The 13,423-nt window shown below is 69.9% G+C and carries 15 protein-coding genes; 7 read left to right on the top strand and 8 right to left on the bottom strand.

All coding sequences use genetic code 11. The annotated features are described in order from the left end of the window. Nucleotides 1–233: 233 nt before the first annotated feature. Entirely contained in the window at nucleotides 234–458 is a 225-nt protein-coding gene (locus JT689_RS10545; RefSeq protein WP_012289475.1) for a ubiquitin-like small modifier protein 2, read from the top strand. Continuing rightward, entirely contained in the window at nucleotides 451–855 is a 405-nt protein-coding gene (locus JT689_RS10540) for a GNAT family N-acetyltransferase (RefSeq protein ID WP_311735968.1), read from the top strand. Before JT689_RS10545 ends, JT689_RS10540 begins: the two co-directional genes overlap by 8 nt. A gap of 14 nt (nucleotides 856–869) precedes the next feature. Here the strand turns inward: JT689_RS10540 and JT689_RS10535 are convergent, their stop codons facing one another. Together JT689_RS10535 and JT689_RS10530 are read right to left on the bottom strand one after the other, a co-directional pair. Beyond that, a complete protein-coding gene (locus JT689_RS10535) occupies nucleotides 870–2,243 on the bottom strand; it encodes a phosphoglucomutase/phosphomannomutase family protein (RefSeq protein ID WP_010903692.1) in 1,374 nt (457 codons plus the stop codon). A 60-nt stretch (nucleotides 2,244–2,303) separates the two neighbouring features. Further along, entirely contained in the window at nucleotides 2,304–2,537 is a 234-nt protein-coding gene (locus tag JT689_RS10530) for a GIY-YIG nuclease family protein (protein WP_010903691.1), read from the bottom strand. A 439-nt stretch (nucleotides 2,538–2,976) separates the two neighbouring features. On the opposite strand from JT689_RS10530, the gene JT689_RS10525 reads away from it, so the two are divergent. Continuing rightward, on the top strand, nucleotides 2,977–3,144 hold the full coding sequence (locus JT689_RS10525) for a DUF1931 family protein (RefSeq protein WP_010903690.1): 168 nt from the start codon (nucleotides 2,977–2,979) through the stop codon (nucleotides 3,142–3,144). A 61-nt stretch (nucleotides 3,145–3,205) separates the two neighbouring features. Here the strand turns inward: JT689_RS10525 and rpiA are convergent, their stop codons facing one another. The 4 genes from rpiA to JT689_RS10505 all read right to left on the bottom strand — a co-directional run bounded on the left by rpiA (nucleotide 3,206) and on the right by JT689_RS10505 (nucleotide 8,246). Then, nucleotides 3,206–3,883, bottom strand: coding sequence for a ribose 5-phosphate isomerase A (gene rpiA, locus JT689_RS10520; RefSeq protein WP_205251169.1), 678 nt, complete (start codon nucleotides 3,881–3,883; stop codon nucleotides 3,206–3,208). A gap of 44 nt (nucleotides 3,884–3,927) precedes the next feature. Continuing rightward, complete coding sequence (locus tag JT689_RS10515; protein WP_010903688.1) at nucleotides 3,928–5,052, bottom strand: ORC1-type DNA replication protein; 1,125 nt, start codon at nucleotides 5,050–5,052, stop codon at nucleotides 3,928–3,930. 103 nt (nucleotides 5,053–5,155) lie between these two features. Further along, complete coding sequence (locus tag JT689_RS10510) at nucleotides 5,156–7,165, bottom strand: endonuclease MutS2 (protein ID WP_205251168.1); 2,010 nt, start codon at nucleotides 7,163–7,165, stop codon at nucleotides 5,156–5,158. Nucleotides 7,166–7,211: 46 nt separating this feature from the next. Then, on the bottom strand, nucleotides 7,212–8,246 hold the full coding sequence (locus tag JT689_RS10505) for a twin-arginine translocase subunit TatC (RefSeq protein WP_010903686.1): 1,035 nt from the start codon (nucleotides 8,244–8,246) through the stop codon (nucleotides 7,212–7,214). 90 nt (nucleotides 8,247–8,336) lie between these two features. Here JT689_RS10505 and tatC point away from each other — a divergent pair, with 90 nt between their 5' ends. The 3 genes from tatC (at nucleotide 8,337) to JT689_RS10490 (ending at nucleotide 11,468) form a co-directional block, all read left to right on the top strand. After that, nucleotides 8,337–10,511, top strand: a complete 2,175-nt coding sequence (gene tatC / locus JT689_RS10500; RefSeq protein WP_205251167.1) for a Sec-independent protein translocase TatC — start codon at nucleotides 8,337–8,339, stop codon at nucleotides 10,509–10,511. Between the two features lie 62 nt (nucleotides 10,512–10,573). Next, nucleotides 10,574–10,765: a type II toxin-antitoxin system ParD family antitoxin gene (locus tag JT689_RS10495; protein ID WP_010903684.1), complete on the top strand. Its 192-nt coding sequence runs from the start codon at nucleotides 10,574–10,576 to the stop codon at nucleotides 10,763–10,765. Further along, complete coding sequence (locus JT689_RS10490; RefSeq protein ID WP_205251166.1) at nucleotides 10,755–11,468, top strand: queuosine precursor transporter; 714 nt, start codon at nucleotides 10,755–10,757, stop codon at nucleotides 11,466–11,468. Before JT689_RS10495 ends, JT689_RS10490 begins: the two co-directional genes overlap by 11 nt. Before the next feature lie 8 nt (nucleotides 11,469–11,476). On the opposite strand, the gene JT689_RS10485 is transcribed toward JT689_RS10490, so the two are convergent. Then, complete coding sequence (locus tag JT689_RS10485; RefSeq protein WP_010903682.1) at nucleotides 11,477–12,256, bottom strand: 23S rRNA (uridine(2552)-2'-O)-methyltransferase; 780 nt, start codon at nucleotides 12,254–12,256, stop codon at nucleotides 11,477–11,479. A gap of 47 nt (nucleotides 12,257–12,303) precedes the next feature. On the opposite strand from JT689_RS10485, the gene JT689_RS10480 reads away from it, so the two are divergent. Further along, complete coding sequence (locus JT689_RS10480) at nucleotides 12,304–12,918, top strand: GDSL-type esterase/lipase family protein (protein ID WP_205251165.1); 615 nt, start codon at nucleotides 12,304–12,306, stop codon at nucleotides 12,916–12,918. 5 nt (nucleotides 12,919–12,923) lie between these two features. On the opposite strand, the gene JT689_RS10475 is transcribed toward JT689_RS10480, so the two are convergent. Continuing rightward, nucleotides 12,924–13,343 (bottom strand): hypothetical protein, encoded by a 420-nt coding sequence (locus JT689_RS10475; protein ID WP_205251164.1) that lies wholly within the window; start codon nucleotides 13,341–13,343, stop codon nucleotides 12,924–12,926. Between the last annotated feature and the right edge of the window lie 80 nt (nucleotides 13,344–13,423).

Genomic DNA, 13,423 nt, shown 5'->3' with positions numbered 1-13,423 from the left:
CGAACGCGCACCGTGGGTGTTGTCGCCCGGACAGCTCCGGCGCGACGGCAGCCACAGACAGCCCCACGCACGCGCTCACTGCCGACAGCGCGCGGCCCGGTGGGAACGTCACCACCGCAGCGTCCACCTGCTGGGCGTCGCCTGGGGGCAGTACCACGGCGACGAACCGCCGCGTGACGCCGCCCCGACCTGACGACCGCGGGGCTGAAGGCAGCCACAGCAGTACCGCCAGTATGCGCGTGACTCTGTCCGTGGTCGGCGGGGACACCCACGAGTTCACCGTCACCACGGCCGCCGACACCGAACCCGGGCCGCCAACGACGTACGCCGACCTGCTCGCCGACGTGGGGTTGAGCCCCCACGAGGTCGCAGTGATGGTTGACGGTTCGCCCGTCCCCGAAGACCACCCCGTGGACGCGGATTTCGTGCGCGTGCTTCGCCTCATCCAGGGTGGGTGAGGTGGCCGACCACACCACCACGCCCGTCGTCCGGACGGCGGGGCCACGCGACCACCTCGGCGTGATGCGGGTGCTCGACGGCGCGAACCTGGCTGTGGACGCCGCCACCGTTGCGAATCGCATCGAAGCGGGGACCGTCGTGGTCGCCGACCACGACAACCGCATCGTCGGCGCGCTCGTCGCCGTCCCCCGACACGAGACGGGCGCGCACGTCGAAGCGGTCGCTGTTCGGCGGCGTCGCCGTGGCCAGGGCATCGGCTCCCGGCTCGTCGGGGCGGCGACGATCCGCTGGCGTCCCCTCACGGCGAACTTCGACCCCGGCGTGAAGCCGTTCTACGACGGCCTGGGCTTCGACTGCGAGCGCCGCGGCGAGCGCTATCGGGGCGTCCTCGGATAGCCCGGGCCACCGCCTCAGACGACGGGCGCGACGAGTTCGCGTCCGGCGTCCAGCAGCGCCGCGACGCGGGCGGCGCTGCCCGCCTCCGCGTACACCCGCATCTTCGGCTCGGTGCCCGACGGCCGAACCAGCAGCCACGACCCGTCCGCGAGCACGATCTTGAACCCGTCCGTGTCGTTGACGCTGTCGACGGCGACGCCCGCGACGCTGTCCGGGAGTGCGGCGTCGAGCCCGTCGAGCACCGCCTGTTTGCGGTCGTCCGGGCAGTCGACGCTCGTCTTGTCCTGGTGGATCTCGCCGTGGGCGTCCTCGATGGCGTCGATACGGTCGTCAAGCGCGGTTTCGCTCGCCGCCGCGGCGGCGAGCAGCCCCATCAGCACGCCGTCCTTCTGGCGGACGTGCCCGCGCATCGTGTAGCCGCCGGACTCCTCGCCGCCGAACAGGGCGTCGTGGTCGTCGACGGCCGCCGCCACCCACTTGAACCCGACCGGGACTTCGACCACCTCGCAGTCGTGGGCGGCGGCCACCGCGTCCACGTGGCCGGTCGTGGAGACGGTGCGGACCGCGGGACCGGTCCCGGACTCCAGCAGGTAGTCGTAGGCCAGCACGTAGAACCAGTTCCCGTCGAGCACGCCGCGCTCGGGCGTGACAGCCGCCACGCGGTCGGCGTCCCCGTCGTTGGCGATGCCGAGGTCGGCGTCGTGTTCGTCGACGGCGTCGGCGAGGCCGGCGAGGTGTTCGGGCGTCGGCTCCGGTGGGGTGCCGCCGAACGCGGCGTCCTGGGTGCAGCGCCGCCGGATCACGTCCGCGCCCGCCGCTTCCAGCGCGTCACCGGTGACGCCGCGGCCACTGCCGTGCATCGCGTCGTACACGACCGTCAGCCCGTCCAGCGACGCGTCCACGAGGCGGCGGCAGTGCGCGACGTGCGGGCCGGTGAAGTCCACCCGCCGGATCTCGCCGGTGGGGTCGCCAGCCGCCGGCGTCCCGAGGTTCGCCATGATCCCGTCGGTGTCGCTGGGGAGCGCGCCGGCCCCGTCAGCGGGAATGAACTTCACGCCGTTGTACTCGGGGGGGTTGTGCGAGGCCGTGATGACCACCGCCCCGGCCAGGTCGCGTTCGACGATGGCGTGTGAGACCGCGGGCGTCGGGCAGTCCCGCTCGGGCAGCACCACGTCGAAGCCGTTGGCCGCCAGCACGTCCGCGGCGTCCGCGGCGAACCCCGCGGACGTGTCGCGGGCGTCGTATCCGACGGCGACCGTGTCCCCCGCGCCGCCGTCGGCCGCGAGGTGGTCGGCAACCCCCTGTGCGACGATGCGCACGCGGTCGCTGGTGAACTCGGATAAGGGTGCACGCCAGCCGTCCGTGCCGAAACTGATGACCTCGTCCATGCCCGGTCGTCGCCGCGACTCGTCAAAGGCCCTCCGGTTGCTGGTGTCCGTGGGGGATGGTCAGAACAGCGCCTCTTTTTGCGCCCGCGAGAGCTGCTTGATCCGGTACTCGCGGCGCATCGCCTCGGACTTCGAGTCGAACGATTCGGTGTGTCTGAGCGTCACCGGCGTGCGCCCCCGCGTGTACTTCGCGCCGTCGCCGGCGTTGTGCTCGGCGACCCGTCGCTGGACGTCGGTCGTGTAGCCGGTGTAGTAGGTGCCGTCACTGCATTCGATGACGTACACGTGATGCATGCGAGAACGAAACGGCGGGTTGGATACTGGACTTTCGGTCAGGCGTGGCGGCCCCGCTCGCGGGATACCTCAGCGATCCCCGCGTTCGCCGAGCAGTTCGGGCACGCGCGTACCTGTCCGTCTTCGCCCGCGAACACGCGAACGAAATCATCGGAAACGTGGCCGTCACAGTGAGTGCAACGAGGCATTGGGGTGCTGCCGACTTGGCGTCGGCATCCCAGTATAGTCCATACACGAATAAAATAGTTTCCCCAATCCCCAACATACTTTCCGAGAGTCTGAATCTCTGTTCGTTCGTACCTGCCGTCGAGTGGCCACGTTCGTTTCATGTGGAGCGGTGGTTGGTCACATGGAGTTCGCCACGTACACGCCGTAACCGGGCCGTTACGCGCCCGATTATGGGAAGCCTTATAAGCGGGGGAGTGAAAACCCAGCGTGTATGGCAGACCTCATCGTCAAGGCCGCTGTGAAGGAAGCACTCGACGACAAGAACGTTGCCTCCGACTTCTACGAGGCCCTCGACGAGGAAGTCGACGACCTCCTCGCCGACGCCGCGGAACGCGCCGAGGCCAACGGTCGCAAGACGGTGCAGCCCCGCGACCTGTAATTCGGCACTCGCTTCTCTCAGTTTTTCACACCGCACAGCCCCGCGTGCACCACCACCCCGCTTACGGGTCCCGCACGCGGACGCCGTCGTCGGTTCCCACGTAGACGGCGTCAGCCATCCCCACGAACAGCCCGTGCTCGACGACGCCCGGAACCGCCGACAGCGACGCCGCCACCGCCTCGGGGGTCTCGATGGCCCCGAAATCGCAGTCCACCACGAGGCTCCCGGCGTCCGTAACCACCGGCCCGTCCTTCCGCTCGGCGTCCCGCAGCGTCGCCGTCCCGCCCAGCGCCTCAACCCGATCGACGACCACCGGCCAGGCGTCAGGCACCACCGCCACCGGCACCGGCACGTCCACCACGTCGCTCTCCTTGGACGGATCGGCGACCACCACGAAGCGGTCGGCGCTGGCCGCCACGTATTTCTCGCGCGTGTGGGCCGCCCCGCCACCTTTCACCAGCACGCCGTCGGCCACCTGATCGGCGCCGTCGATCGCGACGTCCACCGACGCCGCCTCTAGACTCGTTACCGTCACCCCGGCGTCGACGGCGCGCCGTCGGGACTCGAACGACGTCGCTACCCCCGAGACGTCCGACGCTTCCGCACCCAGCGCGCGGATCGCGTGCGCCACCGTGCTCCCGGTTCCGAGCCCCACGACCGCCCCCTCGGTCACTTCCTCGGCCACCGCCGCCTCCGCGGCCCGCCGCTTTTGCTCGGCGCTCCCGCCAGCCTGTTTCATAGCACACGCTCGCACGCCACCACCTAAAAAGCCACCCGCACTCCCTACAGGCGCTCCAGGACCGCCTCCGAGTCGTGCGTGAGCCGCAGCGTCCGCGACCGCCCGCGCCCCGACCGCTGCTCGTACGCCGCGTCGATCACGCCGAGCTCGTCGAGTTTGTTCACGATCTCCGTGTACCGCGTATACCCCAGGTCGGTGCGGTCGTTGAACACGTCGTACACGTCGCCCGCCCGGTCGCCCTCCTGCTCGGCCACCGTCCGCACCAGCGCGCGCTCGTTGTCCGACAGCGCCGCCAGCGTCCGCGACAGATGCACGTGCTTCGCGTCCTCGTAGACGGCGTCGACGTCCTCCATCTCGACGGTCTTGCTCGCGCGGGACTCGGCGTGCAGCCCCGCTCGCCGCAACACGTCGATCCCCACCCGCAGATCGCCCGCCTCGTCGGTGCGCCCGCCCACGGCATCCAGCACCGGCTCCGCGACCGCGCCCTCCCGGAACCCGACCTCCACACGATCCCGCAGGATGTCCGTGATCTCCGCCCGGTCGTACGCCGAGAAATACGCCTCCTCGGGCCGAAACACCGACTGCACGCGCCCGTCCAAGGCCTCGATCACGTCCAACTCCAGGTCCGACGACACCACCACGACACCGACCTTCGCGCCCGGCTGGGTCTCGTGGGCCCGCAACAGCGAGTACAGCGTGTCACCGGCTTCGTCCTCGTAGAACAGGTAGTTCACGTCGTCCAAGGCCACCACCAACACCTCGTCGTCGTCGGCGATCCGCTCGGCCACCTGTCCGAACAGCTTCTTGAACGAGATCCCCGACGACGGCGGCTCGTAGTCGAAGATCTCCTCGAACACCCGCGAGAACACCGCGTACCGCGTGGAGTCGACCTGGCAGTTCACCCGCACCGTCTGCACCCCGGGCTGACCGCTGAGCTCGCCGAACAGCTTCTGGACGGCTGTCGTCTTCCCGGTGCCCGGCGGCCCGCGCGCAACCACGTTCAACGGCCGGGACCCACGCACGGCCGGCCGGAGCGCGTACTGCAGCGTCTGCAGCTGTGACTCCCGGTGTCGGAACACCTCCGGGACGTAATCGATCTCGAAGACGTGCTCGTCCCGGAACACGGTCTCACCCCACCCCAGCAGCCCCTCTTCGGGGTCCTCATCCATCACATCCACCACGCCCTGGCAGCCACTTAACGGTTCGCCACGGCCCGCCACCCGCTGGCAAACGCCCGCACACCCCGCGAACCCGGCGATCCGCTGACCGGGGTCAGAACTTCTCCAGCAGCCGCTCGTAGAACCCCTCACCCACCGCCCCGTCCGCCTCGGCCAGCTTCTCCACGATGAGCTCCGGCGTCGACCGCGCGAGATGGTCTTTCACCGGCGACCGCTCAACGACCAGTTCGCCGTCCTCCAATCCCGCCGCGTGGATGCCGTCGACGGTCACGCCGAACCCACACTGATCCCGGATTTCGCCCGCCAGATGGGAGACGAACACGCCCGACGCCCCCGCCTCGTGCAACGCCTCCAGGATCCCCGCGATGATCTTCGCCGACGCTCCCGGCTCCGTGATCGACTCCAACTCGTCGACGAGCACCAGCCGGCTGGCCGCGCTCTCCTCGCTCCCCTCATCGTCGGCCACGCGCTCGGTCAGGCTCGCGAAATCCCGCAGCGTCGCCTCGAACGCCCCCGCATCAAGCGTGCCCTGGGACTTCGCGTAGTAATGCAGCTCCGCGATCGCCGGCACGCGCGCCGCCTCGGCCGGAACCGGCAGCCCCATGTGCGCAAGCACCACCACCACCGCCACCAGATCGAGCGTGCTCGTTTTCCCCCCGGAGTTCACGCCCGACAACAACGCCACCCCGTCGACGCCGTACTCCACCGGCTCGGTCTCCGCGAAGGCAACGTCCAACAGCGGATTGCGCCCGCCTTCGATGCGGAACCCGCGGCCGCCGCGCTCGGCCAGCACGCAGTCGAAATCCGCCGCGAACCGCGCCACGGCAAGCGCCACGTCAACCTCCAGGGCGTCGTGGACCAGCGCCTCAGTCGGCGCTCGCAGATCCGCCAGCGTCGCCGCCAACTCCCGTTTGCGCTCGGCGGCCCGCCGATCCCTGGCCGCCGTCAGCGATTCGCGCACCCGCGCCATGGCGTCGTCGTCGCGCGCCACGGGGAACGTCGGCTCGTCACCGAACACCCGCCGTGCCAGCTTCGCCGCCTCGCCCCGCAGCCCCAACTGCTCTTCGAGCGCGTCCCGGGCCGCCCCGACGGCGTCATCGTACTCGTCGGCGAGCTCTCTGCCCAGCAGGCTGTCCACCCCCGCGCCCCGCTCGACGAGGCTCAACAAGTCCGCCCCCTCGATGGTCACGTCCTGCTCCCCGATCGCCTCCCGGAGCCGGTCGTTGGCCACCGACTCGGCGTCGCTGACCGCCGCATCGAGGTCGTTCACCGCGCGCGTCAGCCGATCCAACTCGTCGTCGCCAGCCACCGACCCGTCGCCCTCCAGGTGCGCCAGCGCGCCGTCCAACGCGTCCAAATCCACGTCGGTGTCGATGCCGGCGGCCTCGTGCACGCTGACCGCCGCCCGGATGCGGTCCCGGTTCGCCGCGAAAAACGACAGCACGCGCTCGGGCACCACCTCCGCCGGGCGCTCCATGGCGTCGGGCTCCACGCGCACGTCCCCCTCGACCTCCACGCCCACGAACGCCTCATCGAGTGCCACCACCGTCGTGTACCCGCGCGCCAACTCCGCCAGGTCGCGGGCGTCCTCCACGATCTCCACGGATAGCTCCGGGAACGCCGCCGCCGCGTCGCTGTACGTCTCGGCGTCGGTCGTCGCCACGCAGCGCTCTCGCACGGACACGCCGGACGGCGCTGACAGCGGCTCCACGCCCGCCAACGCCTCCAGAACGTCGTCGCGTGGCGTCCGCTGCATGGCATCGGCGACGAACGCGTTGACCTCCGCGATCCGCGAGTCGGCCGCGCTCGGATAGAACGTCCGCAGCCGCTGGCGCGCGTACTCGGTGACGGCACGCTCCTGGAGCAACCCGAGCACCCGCTCGTGGATCTCCGCGGCCCGATCGGTCGCCAGAAACCCGCCGGGGTCGTCGTGGCGCACCCGGATCGCGTTGCGCACGATCCGGGCCGCCCGCCCCTCGCTCACGCCGGGCGCGCCGGCCACCGCCGCCACGTCCCCGCGCTCCAGCGCGCCCTCCGGGTCGTCGAGGCTCCCGAGCGCGTCGGCGGTCTTCGCGCCCACACCTGGGATCGCCTGCAGGTCCATCGGGAGAGGTGTGCGCACCCGCACGCAAAGAGCTTTCGCGGTCCCCCTAGTTTCCGGTCCACCGCAACAACGCAAGCGTCCCCTCGAACAGCACGACCATCGTGATCGCCACGATCACCGGCACGATCCCGGTCGGGTCGATGGCGCTGAACGTGAACGCGATCCCCGCGAAAGCCCCCCAGAACAGCAGCCGCCGGCTCTCCAACCACTCCCGGGTCGTGACCCCGAGCATGATCGCGAGCATGATGAACAGCGGGATCTGGAAGACGACCGCCAGATACCCCATCACGAGCAACAACAGATTGAACGTGGTGCCGAGCGCGAACGCGACGTCGGCCGTGGGTTCGGTGTAGCTCTGGAAATACCCCATCGTGTACGGGAGCACGATGAAAAACGCGAACAACACGCCAACCACGGACAACACCAGGCTGGTCGGCACCGACGCCAGATAATACCGCCGCTCGTTCCTGTACAACCCCGGCCGCATGAACACGTACGACTCGTAGACGAACGCCGGCAGCGCCACCACGAGGCCCGCCAGGCTCGCCACCTTGACCTGGGTGATGATGAGCTCCAAGGGCTGATACACCCGCGGATCGATCGCTTCGCCGCCCGGCAGCACGTAGTTCCACATCCACGTGATGAGCGGTTTCGTCACCGGGAACACGACGATGCTCACCAGCGCCGCGATGGCGACAACGATCCCCAAACGGGTCACCATCTCCTCGATGTGCTCGCCCAGCGGTGCCTCCTCGTCGGACTCCGGCGCGTCCATCCCGATGCCGCCACCGGCGGCGTCGGGATCGCTGCTCGCGCCCGCCGCCACGCCGCCCGGCGTCGGCTGCGTGGCCGCCGTTGGACCGCCGGCTTCGTGGTCGCGCGGCGTGGCCGTCTGGTGGCGGTCCTCCGGGAGCAACTCCGGCTCGGACGCCTCCGCCGAGGGCTGCTCGTCGTCGTCGACGCGCGTGAACTCACCCCCCTCAGACTCGCCGCCACCGACGCGACGCACGGCGGACTGCAGGCCGTCCCACGGCGGGCCCTCGGAGGCGGCGTCGTGGCGGCCGTCTGAGTCCTCAGCCATTCGTCCGATCCTTCGCGGCCGCGCCGTTATAGGCTTTCTTTTACCGTCCGACAAGAAGATTGATAACTCCGAGCGGGCTATCGCGTAGCAATGAGTGGCTCCGGCTCGGATCTCGTCAGCCCGGGCACCGCCCGCGCAATCGACTCCGGCCGAGAATCCATTGGCGTCCTGCTTTCGACGGCTCAGGACCGCCTGCAACACGTCTTCATCGCGTTCGTCGTCGGGCTGCTGGCCGGCATCTTCGTGATGCGGCTGTTCATCTGGCCCACCCTGGAGGCCGATCTGCTGCCAGCCAACGCCGAAGTCATCGCCCAGACGCCCTTCGAGGTCATCCTCATGCAGGTGAAAATCGGGCTGTTCGCCGGCGTTTTGGCGGCGCTCCCGGTGTTGGCGTACCACGCCAAACGCCCCCTCCAGGACCGCGACATCGTCCCGCCGATCAGCGTCACGCGCTGGCAGCTCGGCGGCGTGCTCGTGATCGCCGCCGGCCTGGCCGCGCTGGGCGTGCTCTACGCGTACTTCGCGTTCTTCCCGCTGATGTTCCAGTTCCTCGCCGGGAACGCCGACACGGTCGGCCTCTCGCCGAAATACTCCATCGTCAAGTGGACCGAGTTCATCCTGTTCCTGTCGCTGTCCTTCTCGCTTGCCGCACAGCTCCCGCTGTTGATGTCCGGGCTGTCGTACTCGGGCATCGTCGCCTACGAGACGTTCCGCGACAAGTGGCGGTACGCGATCGTCGCCATCGCGACCTTCGGCGCGCTGTTCTCCCCCCCGGACCCGTTCACGCAGATCCTCTGGGCCACCCCACTGGTGTTGCTGTACGGGCTCAGCCTCTACGTCTCGAAGATCGTCGTGACGGTCAAACGCGGCCGCGACGACATCGACGTGCGGGGTGTGTTCCGCGCCGCCTGGAACCGCATCCTCGGGGTCGTCGTCCTCGGGTTCGGGGCGGGATACGCAGTCGAACAGTACAACGGCATCCAGCTGTTTAACGACGGGCTGGCGGCGCTCGGGTCCGGGGTCCGCGTCCCGACCGTCGAGCGCGCACTCGGCGTCCCGACCGACACCGCCGTGCTCGTGCTCGGCGCCGCGTTCGCGGCGCTTGCGGTGCTCGCGGCGACGCTGTACTACCTCTACGTCGCCGTCGACCGCGCGGCCGCCCGCAACGGCCCCCGCAGTCGCCGGCCCGACCCCGCCGACATCGACCTGAACGCTCTCGACGCCGCCGGCATCGAGGCCGCCCCCCCGGAAGCGTTCGCCGCACTCAGCGAGGACGACGCGCTCGCAACGGCCTCCCAAGCCATGGACGACGGCGACGACCGGAAAGCCGAACTCGTCCTCGACCGCTTCGACGCCGCCGCTGCCGACGACGACGACACGGGGTCCGAGGCCGACAACCCCGACGCGGAGTCGTCAGCCACCATGCAGCGCACGGCCGCCGGCATGATGGACGCCTTCACCGAGGACGACACCACCGAGGACGACATCGGCGGCTACTACCACGACCTCCGGTTCATCTTCGACAGCCTCCGGTCGCGGGCGTTCCGCATCGTCGGCGGGTTCATGCTCGTCATGGTCGGCGTGTTCGGCTGGCTGTACTACGGCGGCCTGGCAACCCTGCGCTACGACTTCATCACGCGCATCCCCCAGGAGATCCAACCCGACGCCAACTCCTGGCCGATCACGCTGCACCCCGTCGAGGCGCTGGTGTTCCAAGTGAAGCTCTCGGTCGTGATCGCCGCCGTCGCCGTGGTGCCGCTGCTCGTCTACTACCTGTGGCCGTCGCTCTCCGAGCGCGGCCTGGTGACCGGCGACCGCAGCACCATCCTTGCTTGGGGTGGCAGCCTCGCGGTCACCCTCGTCGGCGGCAGCTACCTCGGGTACGCCTACATCGCGCCCGCAGTCATCTCGTTTCTCGTCGGCGACGCGCTGCAGGCGGGCATGGTCATCAGCTACACCATCGGCACGTTCGCCTGGCTGGTCTTCCTGTTGACCGTCGGGATCGGCCTGCTCGCCAGCATCCCGGTGACGATGGTGCTGTTCAACCACGGGAACATTGTCTCGTTCGACACCATGCGGCGGCGCTGGCGGGTGCCCGTGCTCGCCACGTTCTTCTTCGCCGCGCTGGCGACGCCGGACAGCCTCTACACGATGTTCATCGTGGCCCTTCCGGTGGCCACGATGTACGGCCTCGGGCTCGCCATCCTCTACGCCCTCACGCTGGGCGGTCGACGCGGCGGCGACTCGCGGTCCACGCCGACGTAACTCGCTGGCTGAGCGGCCACCCAACCCGCGCAGCTTATACTCGACGGCTCGCATCCGTTAGTATGCCCAAGATCAGCGTTGAGATGCCCCAGGAGCTGTTGGACGATCTCGACGAGCACGTCGGCGACGACGGCAAGTTCGTGAACCGGAGCGACGCCGTCCGCGCGTCCATCCGGAAAACCCTCGACGTGCTCGACGACATCGACGCGCGCCACGGCCGCCTCCAGGACGCCGCCACAGCCGATGACGCGTAACGACACCCCCGTGACCCAGGTCGCGCTCATCGGGCTGTTCGTGACCGCGCTGGTCACCGCCCAGCTGACGGCGTCGAAGCTCCTGTTGTTCGAGCTGCCGGTGTCGCTGCCCGTCACCGGCGCAGCGCTCGTGCTCCCGGGGGCGGCGCTGGCGTACGCCGTGACGTTTTTCGCGTCGGACTGCTACGCCGAGCTGTACGGCCGGCGGGACGCACAGGTGATGGTGAACGTCGGGTTCGTGATGAACCTCGTGTTGCTCGCGTTGGTGTACAGCACCGTTCGCGCGCCCATCGCGCCGTTCTCCGGAGTCGGCCAGGACGCCTTCGCGACGGTCCTGTTGTCCGCGGGGAACGTCGTCGCCGGGTCGCTGCTGGCGTACGTCGTCAGCCAGAACTGGGACGTGATCGCGTTCCACGCCATCCGCGACCGCACCGGTGCCAGCCACCTCTGGCTGCGCAACATTGGCTCCACGGCGACCAGCCAGATCATCGACACCGTGATCTTCGTGACCGTCGCGTTCTGGGCGGCACCGGTGCTGTTGGGCGTGGGCCAACCCAGAACCCCCGCACAGCTGCTCGCGTTGATCGTCGGCCAGTACCTCCTGAAACTCGCCATCGCCGTCGGCGACACGCCGTTCGTCTACGCCGTCGTGGCCGCGGCCCGCTCGCGCGGGCTCGGCGCGCCGGCACCCGCAGCTGACTGACCCAACGGTTACGCGCCGTCGCGGCGCTCGGCGAACCCGTAGTTCGGCTTCAGGTCGGTCACCGTCACGTCCACGGTGTCGCCCTCGGCGGCGTCATCCACGAACAGGGTGTACCCCTCGATGCGCGCGATCCCGTCGCCCTCGTCGCCCGTGTCGACGATCTCGACGGTGTGCTCGTCGCCCTCCGCGATGGGGGCAACGATGTGGTTTTTGCCCACCACGTACAGCTCGGAGGAGGCGTCCCGGGAGGCGTCCGGGCTGTGCGTCGCGACGAACGCGAACTCGTCCTCGATGTCCGCCAGCAAGTCCTGGAAGTCCCGGCCGTCGAACACCTTCACGACGAAGTGGCCGCCCGCGTCCAGCAGCTCGCGGGCCGTCTCCAGGGCCTGGCGGGCGAGATGCACGGACCGCGCGTGGTCGAGGTCGTACTCACCGGTCATGTCCGGGGCCATGTCCGACACCACGACGTCGGCGCTGCCGTTGGCGGCGTCCCGGACGCGCTGTCTGGTTTCGTCCTCGGTCATGTCCCCGCGCACCGTCTCCAGGCCGGCGTCCGTCTCGAACTGCGTGATGCTCTGGAAGTCGACGCCGACGACCTTCCCGCGTGCCCCGGCGCGCTCGGCGGCCACCTGCAGCCAGCCCCCGGGTGCCGCGCCCAGGTCCACGACTGATGCACCCCCGAACAGCACGTCGAATCGGTCGTCGAGCTGTTGGAGCTTGTAGGCCGCCCGCGACCGGTAGCCTTCCTGCTTGGACTTGTTGTAGTAGTGGTCCTTCCGGTTCCCCATGGTGTCGACAGCGAGGGCACCGGAACGGATAGTTTCGTCGTTCGCCGGTGTCAGCCCGTCCACTCACGGACCAGCAGCCCGTCTCGGTGGGTGTGTCCCGTTCCATCCGCGTCCTCGGTGACAGCGTCGCAGCCGGGTACGGCACCGACGACAGCCCCGCGTGGCCCCACCGGATCGCCGACGCCCCAGGGGAATCGGTGTCCGTGACCGTCCGTGGCGGCGTCGGCACGACGCTCACCGACCACGCAGCCGACACCGCCACAGCCGGCGACTCGGGCGAGGTGACCGTCCTCGTTCACGCCGGCCACAACGACGCACAGGTGGGCGGCGACGGCGACCCGCGCGTCTCCGCCGACGCGTTCCGGGCGGCGGCCGCCCGCCTCGACGCCGCCCTCAGTGCCGCCGACCGGGTCACCAGCCACGCCTTCGTCGGGTTGCTCCCGCTGCTCGACGTCGCGGGCGGCGTCGGCTTCAGCGCCGCCCAGCCCCAGCGCGCGCTGGCGTTCGACGACGCGCTGGCGGCCGCTGTCGACACCCATCTCCCGGTCGCCCGCCCGATCGACGCGTGGCGCGACCGCACCCGCGACGGCGTCCACCCGACGCCCACGGGCCACCGGGCGGTCGCCTCGACCGTTGCGGACTGGCTGGCCGGCGAGCCGTGATCCGCTCAGTCGCCGGCGCGAGCGGCCAGTGCGGCGGTCGTGTCGGCGGCGCGCAGGTCCGCGATCGTGCAGTACCACGCCCCCCGGACGCCGGTTCCGTCGGCCACCACCGGGTCCGCCAGCGCCACGAGGTCGCCGAGCTCCAGGACGGTCACCCGGTCGGTGTCCGCGAACGGCTCAACGGTCGCCGCCCAGTCACCCGCCCGCATCGGTCCGGGGCCGCCGCGCGTCTGCTCGACGCGGTCCATCACGGGCGTGACGTGCGTCACCGCCGACACCGGTGCCGGCCGATAGATCGCGAGGTGGTCGTAGGCCGCCGTCGCGCGGCTGTACCCCGCGGGAATCGGGTACAGGCCGCGCCCCTGGCAGCGCTCGAACGTCGCCGGCCGCACCGCCACCACACAAACCCTGTCGTCGGGCTGCATCCTTCCCCGTTCGGCCGCCCGCTACTTGTGGTGGTGGGGTCGACGGGAACGCTTGAGTCACTGGCGCTCCTGGGTCGGAT

Origin of the sequence: Halobacterium sp. GSL-19 (assembly GCF_016917855.1) — an archaeon.
Lineage (GTDB): Archaea > Halobacteriota > Halobacteria > Halobacteriales > Halobacteriaceae > Halobacterium > Halobacterium salinarum.
The sequence above is the reverse complement of the archived record's forward strand: the minus strand, read 5'-3'. Positions and strand labels throughout refer to the sequence as shown.

Excerpts from the sequence above, each read along its gene's own strand:
- JT689_RS10545 (WP_012289475.1), top strand. The coding sequence starts at position 234 with ATGCGCGTGACTCTGTCCGTGGTCGGCGGGGACACCCACGAGTTCACC.
- JT689_RS10535 (WP_010903692.1), bottom strand. The coding sequence starts at position 2,243 with ATGGACGAGGTCATCAGTTTCGGCACGGACGGCTGGCGTGCACCCTTA.
- JT689_RS10530 (WP_010903691.1), bottom strand. The coding sequence starts at position 2,537 with ATGCATCACGTGTACGTCATCGAATGCAGTGACGGCACCTACTACACC.
- JT689_RS10525 (WP_010903690.1), top strand. The coding sequence starts at position 2,977 with ATGGCAGACCTCATCGTCAAGGCCGCTGTGAAGGAAGCACTCGACGAC.
- rpiA (WP_205251169.1), bottom strand. The coding sequence starts at position 3,883 with ATGAAACAGGCTGGCGGGAGCGCCGAGCAAAAGCGGCGGGCCGCGGAG.
- JT689_RS10515 (WP_010903688.1), bottom strand. The coding sequence starts at position 5,052 with ATGGATGAGGACCCCGAAGAGGGGCTGCTGGGGTGGGGTGAGACCGTG.
- JT689_RS10510 (WP_205251168.1), bottom strand. The coding sequence starts at position 7,165 with ATGGACCTGCAGGCGATCCCAGGTGTGGGCGCGAAGACCGCCGACGCG.
- JT689_RS10505 (WP_010903686.1), bottom strand. The coding sequence starts at position 8,246 with ATGGCTGAGGACTCAGACGGCCGCCACGACGCCGCCTCCGAGGGCCCG.
- tatC (WP_205251167.1), top strand. The coding sequence starts at position 8,337 with ATGAGTGGCTCCGGCTCGGATCTCGTCAGCCCGGGCACCGCCCGCGCA.
- JT689_RS10495 (WP_010903684.1), top strand. The coding sequence starts at position 10,574 with ATGCCCAAGATCAGCGTTGAGATGCCCCAGGAGCTGTTGGACGATCTC.
- JT689_RS10490 (WP_205251166.1), top strand. The coding sequence starts at position 10,755 with ATGACGCGTAACGACACCCCCGTGACCCAGGTCGCGCTCATCGGGCTG.
- JT689_RS10485 (WP_010903682.1), bottom strand. The coding sequence starts at position 12,256 with ATGGGGAACCGGAAGGACCACTACTACAACAAGTCCAAGCAGGAAGGC.
- JT689_RS10475 (WP_205251164.1), bottom strand. The coding sequence starts at position 13,343 with ATGCAGCCCGACGACAGGGTTTGTGTGGTGGCGGTGCGGCCGGCGACG.